A 22,984-nucleotide genomic window follows, 5' to 3' on the forward strand; every position below is an offset into this window, starting at 1 on the left:
GCTGGGTCGTTGGTGCTCAGTGCGGGCCGTCCGAGTTGTTGGAGTTCGGGCTGCCGACGGTGGCCTGTGCCCCGTCGGCCTCGGCCTGCACCTTGAGCGCCTCCTTCTCGGCCGGGGTGAGTACCGGCGGCTCGGTGGAGGGCTGACGCTTGCCGAAGCCGTTGTACGGCGCCATCGGCGGCCGCTTGACCACGCGGGCGCAGATCCGGGCCATGTCGGCGGTGGAGAGGGTTTCCTTCTCCATGAGTTCGAGGACGATGTTGTCCAGCACGTCCCGGTACTCGACCAGGATCTCCCAGGCCTCGTCGTGGGCCAGTTCGATAAGTGCCCGCATCTCGCCGTCGATCTCGGCGGCGACGGCGTCGGAGTAGTCCCGCTCGTGGCCCATGTTGCGGCCGAGGAACGGCTCGTCGCCGCTGGTGCCGTACTTGATCGCACCGAGCTTGGAGCTCATGCCGTACTGGGTGATCATCGCCCGGGCCAGTGCGGTGGCCTTCTCGATGTCGTTGCCGGCACCCGTGGTGGGCTCGTGGAAGACGAGTTCCTCGGCGGCCCGCCCGCCCAGCGCGTACGCCAGGGTGTCGATCATTTCGGCGCGGGTCTGGGTGTACTTGTCCTCGGTGGGCAGCACCAGGGTGTGGCCCAGGGAGCGACCACGCGACAGGATCGTCACCTTGTGCACCGGCGCGGCGTGCGGCAGCGCCCAGGCGACAAGCGCGTGCCCGCCCTCGTGGTACGCGGTGATCTTCTTCTCCTGGTCGCTCATCACCCGGGTACGACGCTGCGGGCCGGCGATGACCCGGTCGATCGACTCCTCGAGCGACTCGTTGCTGATCGCCCGCTGGTCCTTCCGCGCCGTCAGCAGGGCCGCCTCGTTGATCACGTTGGCCAGGTCGGCGCCGCTGAAGCCCGGCGTCCGCTTGGCGACCGAGTCGAGGTCGACGTCCGGCGTGAACGGCTTGCCCTTGGCGTGCACCCGCAGGATGGCCTTGCGGCCCTCCATGTCGGGGGCGTCGACCGGGATCTGCCGGTCGAACCGGCCCGGGCGCAGCAGCGCGGGGTCGAGGATGTCCGGCCGGTTGGTGGCGGCGATCAGGATGACCCCGCCCTTGACGTCGAAGCCGTCCATCTCGACGAGCAGTTGGTTGAGGGTCTGCTCGCGCTCGTCGTGACCGCCGCCCATGCCGGCACCACGGTGCCGACCGACGGCGTCGATCTCGTCGACGAACACGATCGCCGGGGCGTTCGCCTTGGCCTGCTCGAACAGGTCGCGGACCCGGCTGGCACCGACACCGACGAACATCTCCACGAAGTCGGAACCGGAGATCGAGTAGAACGGCACCCCGGCCTCACCGGCGACCGCCCGGGCGAGCAGCGTCTTACCGGTACCGGGCGGGCCGAACAGCAATACGCCCTTCGGGATCTTCGCGCCGAGCGCCTGGTACTTGCCCGGATTCTGCAGGAAGTCCTTGATCTCGTGCAGTTCCTCGACGGCTTCCTCGGCCCCGGCCACGTCGGCGAAGGTGGTCTTCGGCGTGTCCTTGGTGATCATCTTTGCCTTGGACTTGCCGAAGTTGAGCACCCGGGAGCCGCCGCCCTGCATCTGCGACATGAAGAACAGCAGCAGCAGCACGAGCAGCACGATGGGCAGCAGGTTGACAAGCAGGCTGACCCAGATGCTGTCGGACGACACCTCGGTGTCGGCCGGCCCGGTGACCCGGTTGTTGGCCTTGGCGTCGAGGACCTGGTTCCAGACCTCGTTGCCGACCTCGTACGGGAACTGGGCCTCGATCAGCTTGGTGGTGGTCTTGCCGAACTCGGCCTCCTGGGCGAGCTCGAGTTGGATCGTCTGTTCCTTGTCCTGGAACACGACCTTCTCGATGCCGCCCTTGTTGAGCTGGTCGAGCGCGACTGAGGTGTCCACCCGGTGGTAGCTGGGACCAGAGGTGAACAACTGACTGAGCACAACGGCGCCGAGGATGACCAGGATGACCCAGAACACCGGTCGGCGGAAGAAACGCGTACGTTCCATGCTTTTGTCGAGCGCCGAGACGCCCGCATCCTCCTGATCGACGTCCTGACCGACTGTTGGGTGTCGCCGCCGGGGCGGCTGCCGTAGCCGCCATGCGGGCCGGCCTCGACCCCGGGGCGCGAAATTGCCGCGCCACGGTCATTCGACGGTACACCGTGCGAGACGGATGTGAGCTGGCGAGCCCAGCACTTACGCGCACGGCGAACCGGGAGTCGACCGGCATGGTGGGGAGCGGAGTCCCCACCACCGTGCTCCACGGTAGCCAAATCACCTGAAAGCCCGCTGTATGTCAGACGGGTCGATTCGGCCGGTGCGGGGTCAGCTGCGGGCGTACACCTCGGGCTTGAGGACGCCGACGTACGGCAACTCGCGGTACCGCTCGCCGAAGTCGAGGCCGTACCCGACGACGAACTCGGTCGGGATGTCGAAGCCGACGTACTTGACCGGCACCGTCACCTTTACCGCGTCCGGCTTGCGGAACAGGGCGACCACCTCGACGCTCGCCGCTGACCGGGATTCCAGGTAGCGCAGCAACCAGGAGAGGGTCAGCCCGGAGTCGACGATGTCCTCCACCACGACGACGTGCCGGCCGGCGATGTCCCGGTCCAGGTCCTTGAGGATGCGCACCACGCCGGAGGAGGTGGTGCCCTGCCCGTACGAGGAGATGGCCATGAAGTCCAGCTCCGCAGGCGGACCCTGGCGGCCCAGGGCCCGGGCGAAGTCGGCCATGAACATGACCGCCCCCTTGAGCACACAGACGAGCAGCAGCCCGTCGGTGACGTGGGCGTAGTCCGCGGAGACCTGCTTGGCCAGTTCCGCGGTCTTCTCGCGAATCTGCGCCTCGGAAATGATCACGTGGTCGATGTCGGCGTCGTACCAGGAGCCGTCAGCCATGCCACTAGCCTGCCGTACGCCCTGGGTGGGCCGTCGGCGGGGCCGCCCCTTTCGTGGGGCGGCCCCGGCCAGGTTTTCCGACGAAGCCGACCAATCATCTCAGCGGGGACCGGATCACCACCGGCGGCCACCGTCGGAGGGCTTCCAGTCGGCCGAGTCCCTGCTGTCGGCGGTCAGGCCGGCGGCCGAGGCGGAGGTGAGGACGACGAGGAGGAACAGCACGAATAGGAACTCCATGGCGGCGCTCACTTTCACAGGGTTTCTGGTGTTTTGTCGCCGCCGGTGCGCACCGACTGATATGAGTCTGCGCTTCGCGCCTCCGTCTCGAACAGTGGCAGGAATGCCACTGAGCCTCGATTTTCCGCCACTGCTGCGGTTACCCTCGTCACATGCTCAACTCGGTGGCCGTACTGGTGCTGGATGGCGTCGCCCCGTTCGAGCTCGGCGTACTGGCCGAGGTCTTCGGCACCGACCGCACCGCCGACGGCCTGCCCGGCTACCGCTTCGACGTGTGCAGTCCGCAGGGCGCGACCGTCCGTACCTCCGCCGGTTTTCAGCTGGTGCCCAACGCCGACCTCGGCCCGATCGAGCAGGCGGACCTGGTGGCGGTTCCCGCCCACCACGGCGACACCGCCGCGCACCCCGAGGTGCATGCGGCGCTGCGCCGAGCCGCCGACCGTGGGGCGTACCTGTTCAGCGTCTGCAGCGGGGCGTACCTGCTGGGCGAGGCGGGGCTGCTCGACGGCCGGGAGTGCACGACCCACTGGCGGCACGTCGACGAGCTGCAGCGCCGACACCCCGAGGCGCGGGTCCGCTGCAACTCGCTCTACGTCCAGGACGGCCGGCTGCTGACCAGCGCGGGCACGGCGGCGGGCATCGACGCCTGCCTGCATCTGGTACGCCAGGAGCACGGCTCGGCCACCGCAACCCGGCTGGCCCGGCGGATGGTGGTACCCCCGCACCGCGACGGCGGGCAGTCCCAGTACGTCGAGGCGCCAATCGCGAAGGTGCCGCAGGCCCCCACCCTGGAGCCGCTGCTGGAGTGGCTGATTCAGCGGCTGGACCGGCAGGTGACCGTCGACGAACTGGCGGCCCGGGTCGGCATGGCACCGCGCACCTTCGCCCGCCGGTTCCGCGCCGAGACGGGCACCACCCCGCACGACTGGGTGACCAACCAGCGGGTCCTGCTGGCCCGCCGCCTGCTGGAGGAGACCGGGCTGACCGTGGACGAGGTGGCCGACCGGACCGGATTCGGTAACGCCGCCGCGCTGCGTCACCACTTCACCCGCCGGGTCGGTGCCACCCCGAACGCCTACCGGGTCACCTTCCGCGACCGCGTTCCCGCCGACTGACCTCAGTCGGGTGCGGGCAGCAGACGGTCGGCCTGGCGCACCACCCGTAGTCCGCCCGGCAGGTACGCCGCCCCCTGGCCCCGCCAGGCGGTGACCAGCGCGTCGAGCGCGGCGATGTGCCGGTGGGACAGCGCGGCCGGCGGTGAGCCCAGTTCGTGAGCCCAGGCGCGCAGCACCCGGCCGCGTACCGCGCCGGCCAGATCGGCCAGGGTCTTGGTCGCCAGCCCGCCGTCGGGGTGCCGCGCCGCGAGCAGCGCACCCCCGGCCAGTTCGTCCAGCACGGCGTTGTCGGCCGCCACCAGTCGGGCGGTCCGGGCGAGGTTGTCGACGACACCGGGGCCGAGTGTCTCGACCAGCGCCGGCACCAACTGGGCCCGGACCCGGGATCGGGCGTACGCGGGGTCGAGGTTGTGCGGGTCCTGCCACGGCGTCAGGCGCAGCGCCGCGCACGCCGCCCGGGTCTGCTCGCGGCTGATCTCCAGCAGTGGCCGGACCAGTGGCACCCCGCCCAGATCCCGGCGTACCGGCATCCCGGCCAGCCCGCGCGGGCCGGCACCCCGGGCCAGCGCGAGCAGCACCGTCTCGGCCTGGTCGTCTCGGGTGTGCCCGGTGAGCAGGGCAGCGGCGCGATGCCGCCCGGCCGCCTCGACCAACGCCTGGTAGCGGGCCTCGCGAGCCGCCGCCTCGGGGCCACCGGGTCGGCCGGCCACCTCGACCCGGACCACCTCCACCGGCGACAGACCGGCTTGTTCCGCCCAGCGAGCCACCGCCTCGGCCCGCTCGGCCGACCCGGTCTGCAACCCGTGATCGACGGTCACCAGACCGGCCACCCGACCCGATCGGGGCGCGACGAACGCTGCGGCGGCGGCCAGTGCGAGCGAGTCGGCGCCCCCGGAGCAGGCGACCAGCACCGGCCCGTCGGCCGGCAGTTCGGCCAGCACCCGACGAACCGCGACCCGGATCGCAGCGACGGACGGGGAGATCGCGGCCATCGTCGCCGGCTCAGTCGGCGGGCGGCTTCGGCCCGACCGGGCCGTGCACCCGGGCCACCCAGGCGTCGGGTTCGCTCAACTCGCTCAGCCGGGGCAGGGTCAGTGGCGATTCGAAGATCCGGTTGAAACCGGCCATGCCGACCCGCTCGACCACCGCGTGCACGAACTTGCGACCCTCGGCGTACTGCCGCATCTTGACGTCCATGCCGATCAACCGGCGGACGGTCTTCTCCACCGGGTTGCCGGCCTCCCGGCGGCGGTTGAAACCGGCTCGGATGCGCTCGACGCTCGGGATCACCTGCGGGCCGACACCGTCCATCACGAACTCGGCGTGCCCCTCCAGCAGGGTCATCAGCGCGGTCAGCCGGTCCAGCACCGCCCGCTGCCCGGGGGTCTGCACGATGTCCAGCACGCTGGAGCGGCCCTGCGGGTTGCGCACCACGTCAGCCAGGGTGCCCACGCCCCGGCGCAGCCGGTCGAGCAGATGCTCGCTGCCCTGCGCGGCATCCACGAACGCCTGCACCTCGCCGAGGAAATATCCCCGCATCCACGGCACCGCGGTGAACTGCGTGCGGTGGGTCACCTCGTGCAGGCAGACCCAGAGCCGGAAGTCGCGGGGGTCGGCCTGAAGCTTGCGCTCCACCTCGACGATGTTCGGCGCGACCAGCAGCAACTGGCCCGGGTCGGCCGAGAAGACCTCGTACTGGCCGAGCACCCGGCCGGAGAGGTACGCCAGCACGGTGCCCGCCTGCACCCCGGTGACCCGGGAGCCGACCGCCTCGGTCAGCACGCCGGGCTGCTTGTCCGAGGCCAGCCGACCGACCAGCGGTGTGATCACCTCGCGCAGGCCGGCGACGTTTGTGGCGGCCCAGTCCCGCCGGTCGACCACCCGCACCGGCGGATGGGCCACCTGCGAGGTGAGCCCGGTGTAGTCGGCCACGTGCCCGGCCGCCTCGTCGGTCAACCGGCGCAGCTCGGCGACCACCTCGGTGGCCTCGTCGTACGACACCCGAGGGCCGGTCTTGCCCAGAGCCCCCGCGGTCGCGACGGCCAGATCCCAGTCCACGAACTGCGCCATGCCACCCACCGTACCCGCGCCGGCACACCCGTCCACGCCATCGACGGCGGTACGGGTCAGCGGCAGCCGCAGGTGGCCAGGGCGGCGGCGATCCGGTCGAGGGCCCCGCGAGCCGGTTCCATCCCGTCGGCCGGGACGCGATCGGTGAGCACGGCGAAGGTGAGTGGCCGGCCTTCAGCCGTCGTCACCACTCCCGCGATGGCGTGCACCCCGGTCAGTGTGCCGGTCTTGGCGCGGACCGTCCCGGCCCCGGCGGCGGTGCCGGGCACCGAGCCGTACCGGTCGCGCAACGTGCCCGACCAGCCGCCGACCGGAAGCCCACCGAAGATGCCGCCCAGTTCGGGGCGGTCCGGGCTGGCCGCGAGGGCCAACGTCTCGGTCAGCAACGTGGGACTGATCAGGTTCCGCCGGGACAGGCCGCTGCCGTCGGCGAGGGCCAGGCCCTCGGTCGGCAGGCCCAGCTCGGACAGCACCTCGGTCATCGCCGAGGCGGCACCGGTGAACGAGGCCGGACGGCCACGCGCCAACGCGACCTGACGGGCCAGCGCCTCACCGATGATGTTGTCGCTGTCGCTGATCATGATGTCGACCAGCCGGATCAGTGGCGGCGACTGCACCACGCCGAGTTGCGCGCCCGGGCCGGTGGCGCCGACCGGCGCACCGGTCACCCCGGGGGCATCCGTCGCTTCCGTCGTTTCCGTCGAGCCTGCCGGGGCGGTGCCGCTGCGTACCTCGCTCTCCGGTACGCCGAGCAGTCGGGCGAACGCCCGCCCGGCGGTGAGGTCGGGCTGGTTGACCCGCTCGGCCCAGCCCTGGCCGGCCTTCGGATCCTTGCGGGCACCGTCGAGCATCAACGCGGTCATCTGCGCGCCGTATCCACCGGTGGGGATGTCGTCGTCCCAGCCCGGCTCCAACCGCGGCCCCGAGTAGAGCGAGGAGTCGACGACGACCCGGGTCGGCGCGGTCCCGCCCAGCGCGGTACGCACCTGCTCGGCGAGGTCTTCCAGGCTGGCGGCACCGGGGTAGAAGCCCTTGGGGCCCGCCGCCAGGGTGGGATCGCCGCCACCGACAAGCACCACCTCGCCCGGTTGCGCGCCGGCCACGGCTGTGGTCGGAATCCGGTATCCCGGGCCGCGAGCGGTGAGCACGGTCACCGCGGTCAGCAGCTTCGTCACCGACGCCGGCACGGTGCCCGTACCGCCGCCCCGCTCGAACAACTGCTGGCCGGTCAGCGCGTCGGTCACCGACACGTGGACCCGACCGCCAAGCGCGGTGTCGGCGATCAGCGGATCGAGTACGGCACGCAGCCCGTCGGTGGCGGGCATCGGCGCGCCGATGTCGGTGCCGGCCAGCACCGCCACCGGCGACGGCTCCGGCGGCTCGGCGCTCGGGGCGGCGGGGCCGTCGGCCAGCCAGCGTTCGACCGGCCCGGGACGCACCACGACCAGGCCCACCACGGCCAGCACCAGGACCAGCACCGCGGCGAGCAGCACCGGCAGCCGGCGGCGCGACGTCGGTCGGGGCTGCTCCGGAGGTACGCCGGACGGCACGCCCGGTCCGCTGCCGACAGCCGGCGGCGGTGGGCTGGAAGCTCTGGTCGTGCCCGCGCCGACGCCGACCGTCAGCGGCTGGGTCCGTTCCGCATCCTGCGGAGATTCGCCGGCGGGGGGACCGGTCGGCACGGCCGGTTGCGGCCGGAGGACCTGGGCCTCGGGCACCGGTACCCGCCCGGCTGCCGGTTTCGGGGGCGGTTGGCGGGAAACGCCGTCACCTGCGTCGTCGGGTCGATAGTGTGAATCTTCCCTCCCCACGACCCCCTCCTCCCCACCCGGAACCGGCCTGGGTGACACTACTTCGGTCCGAAGACTATGCGGCGGCCGGAGTATGCGGGCGGGTATTCGCCTGTCCGGGGGTGCGGCCGCCGGTTCCGTCAAGCCAGCGTGGGCGAATGAGGAGCGTGCAGATGGATTTCGACGTCACGGTTGAGATCCCGAAAGGTCACCGCAACAAGTACGAGGTGGACCACGTGACCGGCCGGATCAGGCTGGACCGCACCCTCTTCACCTCCACGCAGTACCCGGCCGACTACGGCTTCATCGAGGGCACCCTGGGCGAGGACGGCGACCCGCTGGACGCGCTCGTGCTGGTCCCCGAACCGACCTTCCCGGGCTGCCTGATCCGCTGCCGCACCATCGGCATGTTCCGGATGACTGACGAAAAGGGTGGCGACGACAAGGTCCTCTGCGTGCCGTACGAGGACCCGCGGCAGGAGCACCTGCGCGACATCCACCACCTGGGCGAGTTCGACCGGCTGGAGATCCAGCACTTCTTCGAGGTGTACAAGGACCTGGAGCCGGGCAAGTCGGTCGAGGGCGCGACCTGGGTGGGGCGTACCGAGGCCGAGGCCGAGATCCAGGCGTCGTACCGGCGGGCCCGGGAGGCTGCCGAGCGCGGCGAATCCACGCACTGACGGACGTTTCGACAGCCCGGGGCCTGCTCAGCCGAGCAGGCCCCGGGCTCGTTCGTAGAGGCCGAGCACGGCGCAGGCGATCGGCACCACGGAGACCACCAGCGCGGTGTCGGTGAGGTCGGCGAGGCGACCGAGGTACGGCGAGACCGGCCGCCGGGCGTACGTGGTGCCACCGGCCACGATCAGCAGGGCGACCAGCAGCCCACCGGCCGCCAGGAGCAGCTGACCCCGCTCCCCCGCCGCAGCGGCGAGGCTCGCGCCGAGGAGCAGGTACCCGGCCAGCCCGGCGAGCACGGGTGGCATCCGGTGGCGTACCGCCACGAACAGCCGGGCTCGCAGCAGCAGCACCGCCGAGGTCACCGCGACGAGCAACCGGCTCGCCGTGTCCGAGCCGCTGAGCACCAGCGCGGCGCCCACCGCCAGCAGGCCGTGCCCGATCAGCATCCCGGTGAGCATCTCCTCGGTGCGGGCCACAGCCGCGTACACCCGGCTGCGGTCGGGGAGATCCCGGATCCGGTCCGCGTCGTCCGGCGAGCCGGTGGGCAGGGTGATCGGCGGCAACGGAACCTTGCCCAACCGGATGGCCAGCAGCGGGACGGCCCCGATCCCGAAGGCCAGTACGCAGAGCAGCACGGCAGCGGTGCCGGCCGGGTGAAGCCACAGGCCGCCGACGGCGGCCGCGGCACCGACCGCGCCGACCACCACGCCGGCCACGAAGATCCGTAACCGGGTGGCCACCCCGAACAGCCCGAGCACCGAGGCCAGCAGCAGCGCCACCGAGGCGGCCAGCAGTTCCGCCGCGCCGATCCAACGCAGCGGGCCGAACGGACCGACCGGGTCACCCGAGCCGACGGCGAGCGCACCGGCGGCTGCCGCATACGGCAGCGCGTACCCGCCGAGGGTGGCCCCGGCCGGGCCGTCTCCCTGCGCCCGGGACAGCACCGTGCCCGCCAACACGAGCAGTGTCGCCATCAGGGCCGCCGCGAACCAGCCGACCGGATGCTCCGGACCGCCGGCCAGCAGGGCGATCAGGCCGACGGCGAGCGGGACCGCCGCCCCGCCCAGTGCGGCGGCCCGGGTGGCTCGGGGCGACCAGGCACCACCGCGACGACGGGCACCGTCGGCGATCGCCTCGACCACGTCGTCGTAGTCCAGTTCGGGCCACTGCACGCTGGCCGGCACCAGGTGCAGCATCTCCCCGTCGCGGACGCCCTGGGCGAGCAGCGCCTGCCCGGCCGTCAGCGCGGTGCCGTCGGCCCGTCGCAGCAGCCAGCCGCCGTGGCGTTCCCCGTCGTCCGCCAGCCCAACGCCCGCGTGCCGCAGCACCTCGGGCAGCAGCTCGGCGAGCGGCACATGTGCCGGCAGGGCCACGTCGACCCGCCGCTGAGGCGTGCTGACGGTGATCCGGGTCAGCCCGACTGTCATCGACCGGCCTCCATGCTCAGTGGGGCGACGGCTGCGCGAACGGGAGCACTTTACCTACGATGAGCCAGCTTCGGGTTACCGAGCGCGGTCAGGAGGTCGCGTGTCCACTGTCGTCATCCGGCGGCCACCCCGGCGTCCGGCACCGCAGATCCCGGTCGGTGAACTGCCGGTCGAAGCGCCACCGGAGATACCCGCCGTCACCGGTGGACGTTGGCACCAGATGTTGATGGTGCTGCCGATGCTCGGCGGCACCATCGCCATGGCCATGATGTTCGGCCGGGGCGGCGGCGCCTACTCGTACGTGGTGGGGGCCATGTTCGGACTCTCCTCGCTGGCCATGCTGGTCACCAGCTGGGGCAGCGCCTCGGGCAGCCCACGCAAGTCCGAGATGATGGCGGCCCGTCGGGAGTACCTGCGGCACCTGGCGACGTTGCGGCGGCAGGTGCGGCAGGCTGCGGCGCGGCAGCGCACCGGGCTCTGCTACCGGCACCCGGACCCGGGGCTGCTCTGGTCGACGGTGGACAGCCACCGGGTGTGGGAACGCCGCCCCACCGACCCGGACTTCGCCGTGGTCCGGGTCGCGGTCGGGCCGCAGACCCTGGCCACGCCGCTGATCCCGCCGGTCACCCGCCCGTTGGAGGAGTTGGAGCCGATGACGGCGGGCGCGCTGCGCCGGTTCCTCGACGCGTACTCGGTGGTGCCCGATCTGCCGGTGGCGCTGTCGCTGCGCAGTTTCGCCCGCGTGTTCGTCCGGGGCACGCCGGCCGGGAACACCGGCTCGCCGGCCGCGCAGGCGCTGGTCCGGGCGATGCTCACCCAACTCGCGGTCTTCCACGCCCCGGACGAACTCCTCGTCGCCGTCTGCGCCGGGCCGGAACGGCGCGACCGCTGGGAATGGACCAAGTGGCTGCCGCACGCCCAGCACCCGACGCGCAGCGACGCCCTCGGCCCGATACGCCTGGTGACCAGTTCGGCGGTGGAACTGGAGCGTCTGCTCGACGAGGTGCTGGTCAGCCGGCCTCGGTTCAGCCCGGCCGGGCCCGCCACGGACGGGCCCCACCTGGTGGTCGTGCTGGACGGCGGCGACCTCACCGGTGCCACCGAACTGGCGGGCGACGGTGGCATCGACGGGGTCAGCCTGATCGATCTGGACACTCCGCCACCTCGGCTGCTCGACCGGTTCGCGCTGCTGCTGGAGCTGCGCGATGGCCGGCTGCACTCCCACTCGGCGGACGAGGCCGCCGAGGTCGGCACCGCCGACGCCTTGAGCATCGTCGAGGCCGAGGCGGTGGCCCGTCGGCTGGCACCGTTACGGCTGGCCGCCGCCACCGGTGGCAAGGATGCGGTGCCCGGTGTCGAGCCGGGTCTGCCGGAGTTGCTCGGCCTCGGCGACCCGGCGGGCTTCACCGCCGAGCAGGGTTGGGCCCCTCGGTCGGCCCGCGAGCGTCTGCGGGTGCCGCTCGGCGTCGGCGTCGACGGCGGCGCGGTCGAGTTGGACCTGAAGGAGTCGGCGCAGGACGGGATGGGCCCGCACGGCCTGCTCATCGGCGCCACCGGCTCGGGCAAGTCCGAGTTGCTGCGTACGTTGGTGCTCGGGCTCGCCGCCACCCACTCGTCGGAGCAGCTCAACTTCGTACTCGTCGACTTCAAGGGCGGCGCGACGTTCGCCTCGTTCGACCGGCTGCCGCACACCGCGGCGGTGATCACCAACCTGGCGGACGCGCTGCCGCTGGTGGACCGCATGGTCGACGCGATCAACGGCGAACTGGTCCGCCGACAGGAGCTGCTGCGGCGGGCCGGTAACTTCGCCAGCCTGCGCGACTACGAACGGGCGCGGGCGTCGGGCAGTCCGCTGGCCCCGCTGCCGTCGCTGCTGTTGATCTGTGACGAGTTCTCCGAACTGCTCTCCGCCAAGCCCGATTTCATCGACCTCTTCGTCCAGATCGGCCGGTTGGGCCGTTCCCTCGGTGTGCACCTGCTGCTCGCCAGCCAGCGGTTGGAGGAGGGACGGCTGCGCGGGCTGGACACCCACCTGTCGTACCGGATCGGTCTGCGGACCTTCTCCTCGCTGGAGTCGCGCACCGTGCTCGGGGTGCCGGACGCCTACGAACTGCCCCGTACGCCGGGGCACGGTTATCTGCGCTTCGGCACCGAGCCGTTGCTGCGGTTCAAGGCCGCGTACGTCTCCGGGCCGGTCCGGCGGCGGGGAGCGTCGGCCTCGGCGGCAGGTCCGGACCGGCCCCGGCTGCTCACCTTCTCCACCCACTTCACGCCGGTTGCGCAGCCGCCCGTCCCGGCCATCACCGCAGAGCCGGACGAGGAGACCGGTCAGACCCTGCTCGACCTGCTGATCGGCCGGCTCGCCGGGCAGGGTCCACCGGCCCACCAGGTGTGGCTGCCACCGCTGGACGGTGCCCCCGCGCTGGACGAACTGGTCGGGCCGCTCACGATCGATCCCGTCCGGGGCCTGACCTTCGGCAATCCGGAGTTGCACGGCGCCCTCCAGGTGCCGGTGGCGGTGGTCGACAAGCCGTACGAGCAACGTCGTGACCTGCTCTGGTTGGCGCTGGACGGCGCGGCCGGCCACGTCGCGGTGGTCGGCGGCACGCAGAGCGGCAAGTCCACCGCACTCCGTACGCTGATCTGCGCGCTGGCGCTCACCCACACCCCGGCCGAGGTGCAGGTCTACTGTCTCGACTTCGGCGGTGGTGGGTTGGCGGCGGTACGCGACCTGCCGCACGTCGGTGGGGTGGTCGGGCGGGCCGATCCGACAGGCGTACGACGCACCGTGGGTGAGATGGCCACCCTGCTGGCGGAGCGGGAACACGCCTTCGCCGAATCCGGGGTCGAGTCGGTGGCCGCCTGGCGGCAGCGGCGTGCCACCCGACTCGCCGGCGGGTCGGCCGAGAGCGATCGGTTCGGTGACGTCTTCCTCGTCGTCGACGGCTGGGCGACCCTGCGCGGCGAGTACGACGACCTGGAACCACTGATCACCGATCTCGCCACCCGGGGCCTGTCGTACGGGCTGCACGTGGTGGCGACCGCGGTGCGCTGGCTGGACTTCCGCCCCGCCATCCGGGACCTGTTCGGATCCCGCCTGGAGTTGCGGCTCGGTGATCCGTCCGACTCGCTCGTCGCCCGGCGCGCGGCGGCGGACGTGCCGGAGCAGACGCCGGGGCGCGGCATCACCGCCGCGAGTCTGCACTTCCTCGTCGCGTTGCCCCAGTCCATCGGCTCCGACACCGCCGCACTTGTGAAGCAGATCGACGGTGCCTGGTCGGGGCCGTCCGCTCCCCCGGTGCGGCTGCTGCCGGCGGTGCTGCCGTACGCCGATCTGGATCGCGACGCCGCCACCGGGTTGCGCATCCCGATCGGGATCGCCGAGGCGGACCTGCGCCCGGTCCTGCTCGACTTCACCACCGAGCCGCACTTCGTGGTCTACGGCGACGCCGAATGCGGCAAGTCGTCGTTCCTGCGCGCCCTGGCCAGCACGATCGTCAGCCGGTTCACGCCGGAGCAGGCCCGGGTGATCCTGGTCGACTACCGGCGCAGCCTGCTCGGCGTCATCGAGGAACCCCACCTGATCGGGTACGGCACCACCGCCGCACACACCAGCGACCTGGTCGAATCCGCCGCCGGTTACATGCAGGGCCGGATTCCCGGCCCCGATGTCGGGCCGGCCCAGTTGCGGGACCGGTCGTGGTGGACCGGCCCGGAGCTGTTCGTCCTCGTCGACGACTACGACCTGGTGGCCAGCGGGCCGGCGAACCCGCTGCGGTCACTTGAGGAGCATCTGCCGCACGCCCGTGACGTCGGGTTGCACCTGGTGCTGGTCCGTCGCTGCGGTGGCGCCGGCCGGGCACAGTACGAGCCGATCGTCCAACGGCTGCGTGAACTGTCCACCTCGGGCCTGGTGATGTCGGGCAGCCCCGACGAAGGTGCCCTGGTCGGCCCGGTCCGCCCCGGTCCGTTGCCCGCCGGGCGTGGCCGGTTGTTCACCCGGCGGGAGGGCGTACGGCTGGTCCAACTGGCGTACTTGCCGCCACAGTGACGTCGAGTCTCGCGAACGTGCCTGGAAACGGGACGGAACCGGTAATCTCCGATCGTCATGTCTGCTGCGACCGAACGGCTGAGAATGTGACAAGGGTGCGGCACGGTCGCCCGCCGGGGCCTCGACGGCTGACCGGCCGGGCGCTGCTCGCGACGGCTGCCACCGCCGTGTCGGCTGTCGTCGCGGCGGTGCCGGCTGCCGCCGTACCGGCGAACCCGACAGTCACCGTGCCGGTGGCGTACGCGCCCGGCGACGTGACCGACCGTGCCGACCAGATCCGCGACGAGCAGTGGCAGCTCGACAAGCTCGGTGCCCGGATCGCCTGGCGTACGTCGACCGGCCGGGGCGTGACAGTCGCCGTGATCGATTCCGGCGTGGACGGTTCGCACCCGGATCTGGCCGGGCGGGTACTGCCCGGCATCGACCTGGTCTCGCCGGACGGGGCGGCCGAGCCGGATCCGGTCGGGCACGGCACCACCGTGGCGGGCCTGATCGCCGGGCGAAACGACGACCGCCAGGGTGTGGTGGGGCTGGCCCCGGACGCCCGGATCCTGCCGGTACGGGTGCTCGACGAGGAGAACCGCTACGACGACGCCCTGATCGTCGCCCAGGGTGTGCGATGGGCGGTCGACAACGGCGCTCAGGTCATCAACCTGTCGCTCGGTGGCAGCGGGGACAGCCCGGCGCTGGCCGCCGCCATCGACTACGCCTTCGCCCGGGACGTGGTGGTCGTCGCCTGCACCGGCAATCTGGCCACCTCACCCGACGCGAAGGTGTGGTACCCGGCCCGGGAGCCGGGCGTGATCGCGGTTTCCGGCCTGGAACGGTCCAGCAACAACCTGTGGAGCGGCGCGATCACCGGCCGGGCCACCGTACTGACCGCGCCCGCCAGCGGTCTCGTCGGCGCACGGTCCCCCGCCGGCTACTGGCGGGTGCAGGGCACCAGCTTCGCCGCGCCACTGGTCGCCGCCACCGCCGCCCTGGTCCGGGCCCGCTATCCGCAGATGTCCGCCGGCGACGTGGTGAACCGTCTGCTGGTCACCGCCAAGGACATCGGTCCCACCGGCCGCGACGACCGGTTCGGCTACGGCCTGGTGGACCCGATCGCGGCGCTGACCGCGGATGTGCCGCTGGTGCAGCACAACCCGTTGGACGACAACGAGGCACCGGGGATCAGCGGGTTCGGCCCGGCGCCGGGCTCGGTCCCCACCCCGGACCCGGACGCCGATCACCTCGGCTTCACCGCGCCGCAGCAGGAGACCCGCTGGCGGGCCCGGGCGGCGGGCGCGCAGGACAGCAGCGGCACGGATCGGCTCTGGATCGGCTCGGCGATCCTCGTCGCCCTGGTCACCGGCGCCCTGCTCATGGTGCGTCGGTTCCGGCAGTCGCACCGCTGACCGTCGACGAATTCGTCCGATCTCCGGTAGCGGACCCGGTGGTGCGGGTAGAACGATCGCCGTGGGCAGCGATCGGCGTATTCTCCCGCCTACCTCAGGGCGACAGCAGCGGATGCCTGCGGCGGGCGCGACACCGTCGGGCCGTACGCCTGCGGTCAGCCTGCTGACGTTCCTGCCGTTCGCCCTGCTCGCCGGGTTGGTGCTGGGTGGTTGGGCACCGCTGCACCGGCTGGACGTGACGGTGACCGAGCACCTGCACGGGTACGCCGTCGCCCATCCGATCTGGGTCCGGGTGATGAGCGTGTGGACCGACGCCTTCGCACCGATGCCGCTGCGCGTCGCGGCGCTGTTCCTGGTGCTCTGGCTGGCCCGCCGCGGCGCTCGACGGCTCACGGTCTGGGTCGTCACCACCATGGTGGTCGGCGGTCTGCTCGGGCCGCTGTTGAAGCTGCTGGTCGGCCGGGCACGACCGGAACTTCCCGACCCCGTGGCGGAGGCGCCCGGCCTGGCCTTCCCGTCCGGGCACGCGCTGAACGCGATGCTCGCCGCCGGGGTCCTCGTGGTGGTGTTCCTACCTCGGCCGTCCACGCCGGCCCGGGCCGGTCAGCCCGCGACCGGGGCCGGGCCGGGTGTCCAGGCGGCGGTCTGGCTCGGCGCGCTGTTGATCGCCCTGGTCACCGGCTTCAGCCGGGTCGCGCTCGGCGTGCACTGGAGCAGTGACGTGCTGGCCGGCTGGCTGCTCGGGTTGGCGGTGGTCATCGCCACCACCACCGCCCTGGGCGTGTGGCCCCGGGCAGCGTCGCACCGGCGAAGTCCGGCACCGCACCGTTGAGCGTCAGGTGCACTCACCGGTGTCGACACCCCGGGTACGCTGCGCGCCCTCCAGGGCCACCGGGCGGGCCTCGGCGGCGGTCACCGCGAAGCCGGTGTTCGGGTCGTCCGCCGCCGCCGCGAAGATCACCCCGAGGACCAGCCCGTTCGAGGAGACCAGAGGGCCGCCGGAGTTGCCACTGCGCACCAGCGCCCGGATCGTGATGATCTCCCGGGTCACGTTGCCCGAGGAGTAGATGTCCGGCCCGGTGATCCGGTCCACGTCGCGGACCCGCGCCGACTGCGCGTTGTACGGCCCGTCCAGCGGAAACCCGAGCACGATGGCGTCCGCGCCGGTGGACGCGTTGCCGGCGGCGAACCGCATGGAGGGGCCGGGCAGCCCGGGCACGTACAGCACGGCCAGGTCGCGGTTCGGGTCGTAGACGACGACTTCACCCTCGTACCGCTCGCCGCGCAGTTCCACCGCAACCGAACGGGTGCCGGCGACCACGTGCGCGTTTGTCATCACCCGGTCGTCGGCGTACACGAAGCCGGAGCCCTCGATGCGGCGCGAGCAGCTCGGTGCGGAACCGAGCACCTTGACCACGGACCGTTGACCGCTGGCCACCACCTCGGAGCCGGCCAGCGCCGGGTCGGGCGGCTCGACCTGCCGAGCCTGGGTACGCCGCAGGCCGTCGAAGACGTCCGGGAACCCGTTCGTGTCGACGGTGTCGCGCAGCGCGGTGGAAAGTTGCTGTGCCTGGTCGGGCAGCACCCGGTCGACCACGTTGAGCAGGGCGCTGCTGCGCACCGAGGCAGCCAGCCAGGGCAGCGACGAGGAGCCGAGCGGCACCGCGACGAGCCAGGCCACCAGCAGCACCGCGAAGAGCGAGACGAACGCGCCGCCGACGTCGTCGACCCGGCGGGCCACGTCATTGTTGATGGTGCGGCGCAGGTGCGAGCCGAGCCAGCCGGCGAGCGCCTGACCGATCACGGCCAGTCCGAAGATGGCGGCCAGCGAGATCAGCACCCGGGTGCCGCTGTCGACGAACTGCTGGGCGAACATCGGCCCGATCTGGAGCCCGATCAGGGCGCCCAGGAAGAACCCGGAGAACGACAGCACCCCGATGACGAACCCCTGTCGGTATCCGCTGATCGCGAACACGAGCATGAGTAACAGCAGGACGAGATCCACGGCCGACACGGCTCAAGCGTACGGGCCGGCGGCTCGCGGAATGACGATCGCTAGCGGAAGGTGACCGTCAGGTCAGCGCATCGCGCTCTCGTCGACGTCGTCGGTGCCGGCCGAGGGGGCGGGCATCGCCTCGGTCGGCGGCAGGTCGATCACCCGGTCGAGGAACCACGGCCGGCTCCACCCGCCCATGTCCAGCAGGCCCGACAGCACCCCCGCGGTGAACCCCCAGACCAGCATCCCGCGTACGGAGAACGCCGGGCCGATCCAGCCGCTCGGGTGGCGTACCTGCATCCGGTTCTCCGGGTCGACCAGTTCGGCGACGGGCAGCCGGGCGACGTGGGCCACCTCTGCCGGCTCCCGCGCGTGCACCGGGTGCGGGGCGTGCCACCAGGCGAGCACCGGCGTGACCACGAAGTCGCTGACCGGGATCCAGAGTCGGGGCAGTTCGGTCAGCAGGGTCACGCTGCTGACGTCGAGCCCGACCTCCTCGTTGGCCTCCCGCAGTGCGGTCGCGGCGGCGTCGGCGTCCTCCGGGTCGGCGGCGCCGCCGGGAAAAGCGGGCTGGCCGGCGTGGTTGCGCAGTGTCGCGGCCCGTTGGAGGATCAGCACGTCCGGCCCGGTCTCACCCTCGCCGAGCAGCACCAGCACGGCGCTTTCCCGGCCGCCGTGCTCCGGCGTACGCAGCTGGGTGAAGTCCTCGATGCGGGCGGTGCCGAGGCGGGCCAGCAGTGGTTGCAGCCAGGCCGGCGCGCGCCGGGCCGTCTCCGGTGGCTGACTCATCGCGCCACCCCCGATCACGCTCCGACCGTGATGTCGAGGTGCTGCGCAACGAGCTCGGTGAGCTGGGCGTCGTCCAGCGCGCCCGAGGTGTCGATGTGCCGGATCTGCCCGTCGGCGGTCAGGAACAGGGTCATCGGGAACGCGTTGCGGCGCAGGGCCCGCTGCATCGCCTGCCCCTGGTCGACAAGCATCGGGAACCGTACGCCGAAGTCCTCGCCGATGGACTGGGCGGCGCTGCGGCTGTCCTGGGTGTTGACCCCGATGACCCGGAGCTGCCCTTCGGCGCGTTCGCTGAGCCGTTGGAAGGCGGGCAGTTCCTTGCGGCAGGGCGGGCACCAGGAGGCCCAGATGTTGATCACTGCTGGGCCGCGTACCTCCCGCAGGGCGACCGGTGCGCCGCCGGTGAAGCAGGTCAGCGACAGCTCGGGCAGCTGACTGCCGCCGCTGCCGGTGTCGCCGGCCGGGCGGTCGTCGGCCGAGCCGTCCGGCGCACCGTCGTCGCGTGAGCCGTCCGGGGCGCTGGTCAGCGCGGCGCAGTCGGCGAACGGCGACGGGCGGCTGGCGGCCGGGTCCTGCCGGGCGGGTGTGGGCGTCTCGCTCTCGGCGGTGCAGGCGGCGGTGGCGGCCAGCAGCAGCGGCACGGTGAGCAGGGCGAGCCGACGGATCACGGTGCCTCCGCCCGGACCGCCTGCACCGGCACCAGCTCCGGATCGACCCCGGCGGCGACCGCGAGGTCACGGGCGCGGGGGCCCTTGAGCAGCTTCGCGGCGGCGGCCGGCTCGGTGGGCCCGGTGCCGTACGACGGGCAGAGCTTCGTCAACGTGCACGCTCCGCAGGCCGGTTTGCGGGCGTGGCAGACCCGCCGGCCGTGGAAGATGATCCGGTGCGACAGCATGGTCCAGTCGCGCTTCGGGAACATCGCCCCGATCGCGTGCTCGATCTTGACCGGGTCGGTCTCCGAGGTGAGCCCCCAGCGGTGCACCAGCCGCTGGAAGTGGGTGTCGACGGTGATGCCGGGCACGTCGAAGGCGTTGCCGAGGATGACGTTCGCGGTCTTGCGGCCGATCCCGGGCAGCGTCACCAGGTCGGCCAACCGGCCGGGCACCTGGCCGTCGTAGCGCTGCACCAACGCCTGACCGAGCTGGATCAGCGAGTTGGTCTTGTTGCGGTAGAACCCGGTGGGCCGGATCAACTCCTCCATCTCGGCCCGGTCCGCCCCGGCGTAGTCGGCGGCGCGCGGATAGCGGGCGAAGAGCTTCGGAGTGACCTCGTTGACCTTCTTGTCCGTGCACTGGGCCGACAGGATGGTGGCGACGGCCAGCTCCAGCGGGCTGGTGTGGTTGAGCTCACAGTGCGCGTCGGGGTGCGTCTCGGTCAGCACGCGGCCGATCCGCCGCGCCCGTCGGGTACGCCCGAGGTCGGTCTCGGTGGCACTTCTGGTCACGACGGCCAGCCTACGTCGCCCCGCCGACACGGCGACGGGCACGCGTACGCCGGGTGGCTCAGCCCTCGTCGAGCGGCGGGTGACTCAGCCCGCGGCGGGCGGGCTGATCTTGCCGGAGTCGGTGAACCTGGCGCCGGTCTCCGGGAAGTCGAGCTTGGTGACTTCCTTCAGCAGCCCGAGGCCGCGGTCGTCGGGATCCACCACCGGCTTGCGAACCCCGTCCATGTACGTCGACACGAACGAGCCGCCCGCCCAGGTGCCGTCCTCCTCCAGCGACACCTTCAGCACCCCGCCCCAGCCGAGTCGCCCGGTGTTGCTCAGCGAGTTGCCGCCACCGGCGAAGTTGCCCAGGCTGTACGCGATCAGCCGGCCCTTGTAGAACTCCATGCCGCGCAGCACGTGCGGACCGTGCCCGACCACCAGGTCGGCCCCGGAATCGATCATGGCTCGGGAGAACTTGATCGGGTCACCCCGGTTCTCGCCGAGGAACATCTCGGTGCCCGGTCGTACCCGGGTCATCTCCGCACCCTCGGCACCCATGTGCACCTGCACCACCACGATGTCGGCCATGGTGGCGGCCTTCGCGATCACCTTCTTCGCGGCCGGGATGTCGGTGAGGCTGTTCGACCAGCGGTACGACGAGAATCCGGCCACCGCGACCTTGACGCCCTTGACCTCCACCACGGTGATCTGGTCGGGGGCGCCGGTGTGCTCCAGCCCGTGCTCCTCCAGCGCCTTCTGGGTGTTCTCGTACCCCTTCTCGCCGAAGTCGTAGCCGTGGTTGTTGGCCTGGTTGAGCAGGTCGAACCCGGCGTCGGCGAGGTGTGCGGCGTACTCCGGCGGGGCCCGGAACTGAAAGCAGCGGGTCGAGTCCGCCCCGCACTTGCCGGCCCCCGTGTCCACGGTCAACGGCTCTTCCAGGTTGCCCATCACCAGGTCGGCGGCGAGCGCCTTCTTCACCGAGTCGAAGAAGCCCTTGCCGTTGTTCGGCGGCAGCCGGTTGGGGGCCATCGCCATCACGATGTCGCCGGTGGCCGAGAGCGAGATCTTCTTGACCTTCGGCGTCGGCGACTCGACGGGGGCCCCGGTGCCGCCACCGCCCGCACCGGGTTGCCAGACCGGCCCTCCGGTGGCTTCGGCACAACCGGCGAGCAGGAGCGCGGCGAGCAGCCCGCCGAGCACGGCCAGGGCAGGACGGCGACGGCGGGACGCAAGGGGGGCGGGAGCATACATCGTGGGCGACCCTACCGGGCCGAAAACCGGATCACGACGGCCGATCGGTCGAGGAGTTCAGACCCGGAGCCGATCCGACCATGGCACGACTGTGCCGGTCCCGACAGCGAACACGGCGGCATGGACCGCTCGGGCCAGCGGCGCTCCCCACTCCGACCGCGGGCCACCGTACGCGCTGACCGGCCCGGTCGGCGGGCACAGCACGGTGACCGCGTCGGTCGGAGTCCCGGTGCCCGGCAGGCCGAGTTCGGCGATCGCCTGCGCCTTGGCCTCGGTGGCCGTGGCCACCGCGTTGACCAGCGCGGCGTCGCCGAGCCGGGCCGGCACCCAGGCCACGATGTTGACCGTGCCGACCCGCTGGGCGACGGTCGGTGTCGCCGGCGCCGCCGCGGGGATCGGGATGCCCAGGCCGACCGTGGCCCACACCCGCACCCCGGTGTCGGCCCGGGTCAGCACCTCGCCCACGTCGACCCCGGTCAGCAGGCCCACCCCGGGTCCGTCCAGGCCGAGCCGGCGGGCCATCTCGCCCAGGTGGGCGGCGGGGTCCTCCCGGTCGTACGACATCGGCACTGTCGCGTTCAGCACCCACCGCCGTACGCCGATGCCACCGCCGAGCGGAGCGCTGCTGACCGCCCGCAGGGGTCGTCTCGCCCGCCACACGAGTAGCGGAATGTCCCATCCGTCCTCACGACGAGTGGTCAGCAGGGGGTCGCTCAGCACGCCGTGACCTTACGACCAGCGGCCTCGCCCGATCGGGTGGGCCGGCGATCGTACTGGGCGTGGGCAACGGGCGGGTTACACCCAACGATCAAGATTCCAGGGGTGGACCTCTGATTACTGCTCACGTGCGCCTAGACTGGGCGGCGCGCGAGGGGATCAGCGGACGGCAGTCCCAGCCGAGCAGACGGCACGCGCAACCGGAGGTGTGCGCGATGGACGAGGTACTGGCCCGCAGCGGGATCTTCCAGGGCGTTGACCCGGAGGCTGCCGAGGCGCTCGCCAAGGAGATGGAGACGATCGAGGTCCGCAAGGGCGAGGTCGTCTTCAACGAGGGCGAGCCCGGCGACAGTCTCTACATCCTGCTGTCCGGCAAGATCAAGGTGGGTCGCCGCGCGGCGGACGGCCGGCAGAACCTGATCGCGGTCATGGGACCGTCGGACATGGTGGGCGAGCTGTCCCTGTTCGACCCGGGCCCGCGTACGGCGACCGCCACCGCGGTCACCGACAGCCGGCTGGCCCGACTGCGCAAGCAGGCCCTGCGCCCCTGGCTGAACAACCGGCCGGAGATCGCCGAGCAGCTGCTGCGGGTGCTCGCCCGCCGACTGCGCCGGACCAACGACGCCCTGGCCGACCTGATCTTCACCGACGTGCCCGGCCGGGTCGCCAAGAACCTGCTCCAGATGGCCGGCCGCTTCGGCACCCGCGACGGCGGCGTGCTGCGCGTCACCCACGACCTCACCCAGGAGGAGATCGCCCAGCTCGTCGGCGCCTCCCGGGAGACGGTCAACAAGGCCCTGGCCGACTTCGCCTCGCGCGGCTGGCTGCGTCTGGACGGCAAGAGCATCATCATCCTCGACCCGGAGCGTCTGGCCCGCCGCGCCCGCGTCTGACCCCGTCTGCTCACCCACCCGCTCGGCCCGCCACCGCGGACCGGGCGGGTGGCGCTTTTCCACGTCCAACCCGCTCCCCGGTTCTCGGTGCCTGCCCTTTCCCGACCCCCTTCAGCCCTCGCCCCCTGACAGCCCTCGGTGCCCGCGGGCTGGGCCGGGGCCAGTCGGTTGGACCATCCGCCCCATGTCCACGCCCCCTTTTGGCCGCGGCAGCCGCAGGA

General features: G+C 72.1%; 19 protein-coding genes. 6 read left to right on the forward strand and 13 right to left on the reverse strand.

Features of this window, described 5'->3' with window-relative positions:
• Positions 1-16: 16 nt before the first annotated feature.
• The 3 genes from ftsH to VAB18032_RS33260 form a co-directional block, all read right to left on the reverse strand.
• A complete protein-coding gene (gene ftsH / locus VAB18032_RS27900; RefSeq protein ID WP_013736288.1) occupies positions 17-2,032 on the reverse strand; it encodes an ATP-dependent zinc metalloprotease FtsH in 2,016 nt (671 codons plus the stop codon).
• 318 nt (positions 2,033-2,350) lie between these two features.
• A complete protein-coding gene (hpt, locus tag VAB18032_RS27905) occupies positions 2,351-2,926 on the reverse strand; it encodes a hypoxanthine phosphoribosyltransferase (protein WP_013736289.1) in 576 nt (191 codons plus the stop codon).
• A 114-nt stretch (positions 2,927-3,040) separates the two neighbouring features.
• A complete protein-coding gene (locus VAB18032_RS33260; protein ID WP_269764264.1) occupies positions 3,041-3,175 on the reverse strand; it encodes a hypothetical protein in 135 nt (44 codons plus the stop codon).
• A 140-nt stretch (positions 3,176-3,315) separates the two neighbouring features.
• Here VAB18032_RS33260 and VAB18032_RS27910 point away from each other — a divergent pair, with 140 nt between their 5' ends.
• Positions 3,316-4,278: a GlxA family transcriptional regulator gene (locus tag VAB18032_RS27910; protein WP_013736291.1), complete on the forward strand. Its 963-nt coding sequence runs from the start codon at positions 3,316-3,318 to the stop codon at positions 4,276-4,278.
• A 2-nt stretch (positions 4,279-4,280) separates the two neighbouring features.
• Here the strand turns inward: VAB18032_RS27910 and tilS are convergent, their stop codons facing one another.
• The 3 genes from tilS to dacB are packed head-to-tail and all read right to left on the reverse strand — an operon-like array spanning position 4,281 to position 7,898.
• Positions 4,281-5,270, reverse strand: coding sequence for a tRNA lysidine(34) synthetase TilS (gene tilS / locus VAB18032_RS27915; RefSeq protein ID WP_013736292.1), 990 nt, complete (start codon positions 5,268-5,270; stop codon positions 4,281-4,283).
• Positions 5,271-5,280: 10 nt separating this feature from the next.
• The gene (locus tag VAB18032_RS27920; RefSeq protein WP_013736293.1) at positions 5,281-6,348 is read right to left on the reverse strand and encodes a zinc-dependent metalloprotease; all 1,068 of its coding nucleotides are present in this window, start codon (positions 6,346-6,348) and stop codon (positions 5,281-5,283) included.
• 56 nt (positions 6,349-6,404) lie between these two features.
• Positions 6,405-7,898, reverse strand: coding sequence for a D-alanyl-D-alanine carboxypeptidase/D-alanyl-D-alanine endopeptidase (gene dacB, locus VAB18032_RS27925; RefSeq protein WP_043722187.1), 1,494 nt, complete (start codon positions 7,896-7,898; stop codon positions 6,405-6,407).
• Positions 7,899-8,311: 413 nt separating this feature from the next.
• Between dacB and VAB18032_RS27930 the strand changes: the two genes are divergently transcribed.
• Entirely contained in the window at positions 8,312-8,818 is a 507-nt protein-coding gene (locus tag VAB18032_RS27930) for an inorganic diphosphatase (protein ID WP_013736295.1), read from the forward strand.
• Between the two features lie 27 nt (positions 8,819-8,845).
• Here the strand turns inward: VAB18032_RS27930 and eccD are convergent, their stop codons facing one another.
• A complete protein-coding gene (eccD, locus tag VAB18032_RS27935; RefSeq protein ID WP_013736296.1) occupies positions 8,846-10,243 on the reverse strand; it encodes a type VII secretion integral membrane protein EccD in 1,398 nt (465 codons plus the stop codon).
• Between the two features lie 100 nt (positions 10,244-10,343).
• Between eccD and VAB18032_RS27940 the strand changes: the two genes are divergently transcribed.
• The 3 genes from VAB18032_RS27940 (at position 10,344) to VAB18032_RS27950 (ending at position 16,523) form a co-directional block, all read left to right on the forward strand.
• On the forward strand, positions 10,344-14,294 hold the full coding sequence (locus tag VAB18032_RS27940) for a type VII secretion protein EccC (RefSeq protein WP_013736297.1): 3,951 nt from the start codon (positions 10,344-10,346) through the stop codon (positions 14,292-14,294).
• Positions 14,295-14,380: 86 nt separating this feature from the next.
• Positions 14,381-15,691 carry a type VII secretion-associated serine protease mycosin gene (gene mycP, locus VAB18032_RS27945; protein ID WP_081476214.1) on the forward strand — a complete coding sequence of 437 codons (1,311 nt, stop codon included), beginning with the start codon at positions 14,381-14,383 and terminating at the stop codon, positions 15,689-15,691.
• 112 nt (positions 15,692-15,803) lie between these two features.
• The gene (locus VAB18032_RS27950; protein WP_013736299.1) at positions 15,804-16,523 is read left to right on the forward strand and encodes a phosphatase PAP2 family protein; all 720 of its coding nucleotides are present in this window, start codon (positions 15,804-15,806) and stop codon (positions 16,521-16,523) included.
• Between the two features lie 3 nt (positions 16,524-16,526).
• Here the strand turns inward: VAB18032_RS27950 and VAB18032_RS27955 are convergent, their stop codons facing one another.
• From VAB18032_RS27955 to VAB18032_RS27980, 6 genes are all read right to left on the reverse strand, one after another.
• Entirely contained in the window at positions 16,527-17,705 is a 1,179-nt protein-coding gene (locus VAB18032_RS27955; RefSeq protein ID WP_013736300.1) for a MarP family serine protease, read from the reverse strand.
• Between the two features lie 63 nt (positions 17,706-17,768).
• Positions 17,769-18,476: an NUDIX hydrolase gene (locus tag VAB18032_RS27960; protein ID WP_043725946.1), complete on the reverse strand. Its 708-nt coding sequence runs from the start codon at positions 18,474-18,476 to the stop codon at positions 17,769-17,771.
• Between the two features lie 14 nt (positions 18,477-18,490).
• The gene (locus VAB18032_RS27965; protein ID WP_013736302.1) at positions 18,491-19,144 is read right to left on the reverse strand and encodes a TlpA family protein disulfide reductase; all 654 of its coding nucleotides are present in this window, start codon (positions 19,142-19,144) and stop codon (positions 18,491-18,493) included.
• Positions 19,141-19,950: an endonuclease III gene (nth, locus tag VAB18032_RS27970; RefSeq protein ID WP_193386340.1), complete on the reverse strand. Its 810-nt coding sequence runs from the start codon at positions 19,948-19,950 to the stop codon at positions 19,141-19,143. The genes VAB18032_RS27965 and nth overlap by 4 nt, the downstream gene beginning before the upstream one ends.
• A 54-nt stretch (positions 19,951-20,004) precedes the next feature.
• Positions 20,005-21,153: a CapA family protein gene (locus tag VAB18032_RS27975; protein ID WP_043722191.1), complete on the reverse strand. Its 1,149-nt coding sequence runs from the start codon at positions 21,151-21,153 to the stop codon at positions 20,005-20,007.
• A 57-nt stretch (positions 21,154-21,210) separates the two neighbouring features.
• Entirely contained in the window at positions 21,211-21,873 is a 663-nt protein-coding gene (locus VAB18032_RS27980) for an adenosylcobinamide amidohydrolase (protein ID WP_013736305.1), read from the reverse strand.
• A gap of 212 nt (positions 21,874-22,085) precedes the next feature.
• On the opposite strand from VAB18032_RS27980, the gene VAB18032_RS27985 reads away from it, so the two are divergent.
• Positions 22,086-22,763: a Crp/Fnr family transcriptional regulator gene (locus VAB18032_RS27985; RefSeq protein WP_013736306.1), complete on the forward strand. Its 678-nt coding sequence runs from the start codon at positions 22,086-22,088 to the stop codon at positions 22,761-22,763.
• Positions 22,764-22,984: the final 221 nt, after the last annotated feature.

Origin of the sequence: Micromonospora maris AB-18-032 (assembly GCF_000204155.1) — a bacterium.
Lineage (GTDB): Bacteria > Actinomycetota > Actinomycetes > Mycobacteriales > Micromonosporaceae > Micromonospora > Micromonospora gifhornensis.

Excerpts from the sequence above, each read along its gene's own strand:
- ftsH (WP_013736288.1), bottom strand. The coding sequence starts at position 2,032 with ATGGAACGTACGCGTTTCTTCCGCCGACCGGTGTTCTGGGTCATCCTG.
- VAB18032_RS27930 (WP_013736295.1), top strand. The coding sequence starts at position 8,312 with ATGGATTTCGACGTCACGGTTGAGATCCCGAAAGGTCACCGCAACAAG.
- hpt (WP_013736289.1), bottom strand. The coding sequence starts at position 2,926 with ATGGCTGACGGCTCCTGGTACGACGCCGACATCGACCACGTGATCATT.
- VAB18032_RS27910 (WP_013736291.1), top strand. The coding sequence starts at position 3,316 with ATGCTCAACTCGGTGGCCGTACTGGTGCTGGATGGCGTCGCCCCGTTC.
- eccD (WP_013736296.1), bottom strand. The coding sequence starts at position 10,243 with ATGACAGTCGGGCTGACCCGGATCACCGTCAGCACGCCTCAGCGGCGG.
- VAB18032_RS27975 (WP_043722191.1), bottom strand. The coding sequence starts at position 21,153 with ATGTATGCTCCCGCCCCCCTTGCGTCCCGCCGTCGCCGTCCTGCCCTG.
- VAB18032_RS27960 (WP_043725946.1), bottom strand. The coding sequence starts at position 18,476 with ATGAGTCAGCCACCGGAGACGGCCCGGCGCGCGCCGGCCTGGCTGCAA.
- VAB18032_RS27950 (WP_013736299.1), top strand. The coding sequence starts at position 15,804 with ATGCCTGCGGCGGGCGCGACACCGTCGGGCCGTACGCCTGCGGTCAGC.
- tilS (WP_013736292.1), bottom strand. The coding sequence starts at position 5,270 with ATGGCCGCGATCTCCCCGTCCGTCGCTGCGATCCGGGTCGCGGTTCGT.
- VAB18032_RS27920 (WP_013736293.1), bottom strand. The coding sequence starts at position 6,348 with ATGGCGCAGTTCGTGGACTGGGATCTGGCCGTCGCGACCGCGGGGGCT.
- VAB18032_RS27985 (WP_013736306.1), top strand. The coding sequence starts at position 22,086 with ATGGACGAGGTACTGGCCCGCAGCGGGATCTTCCAGGGCGTTGACCCG.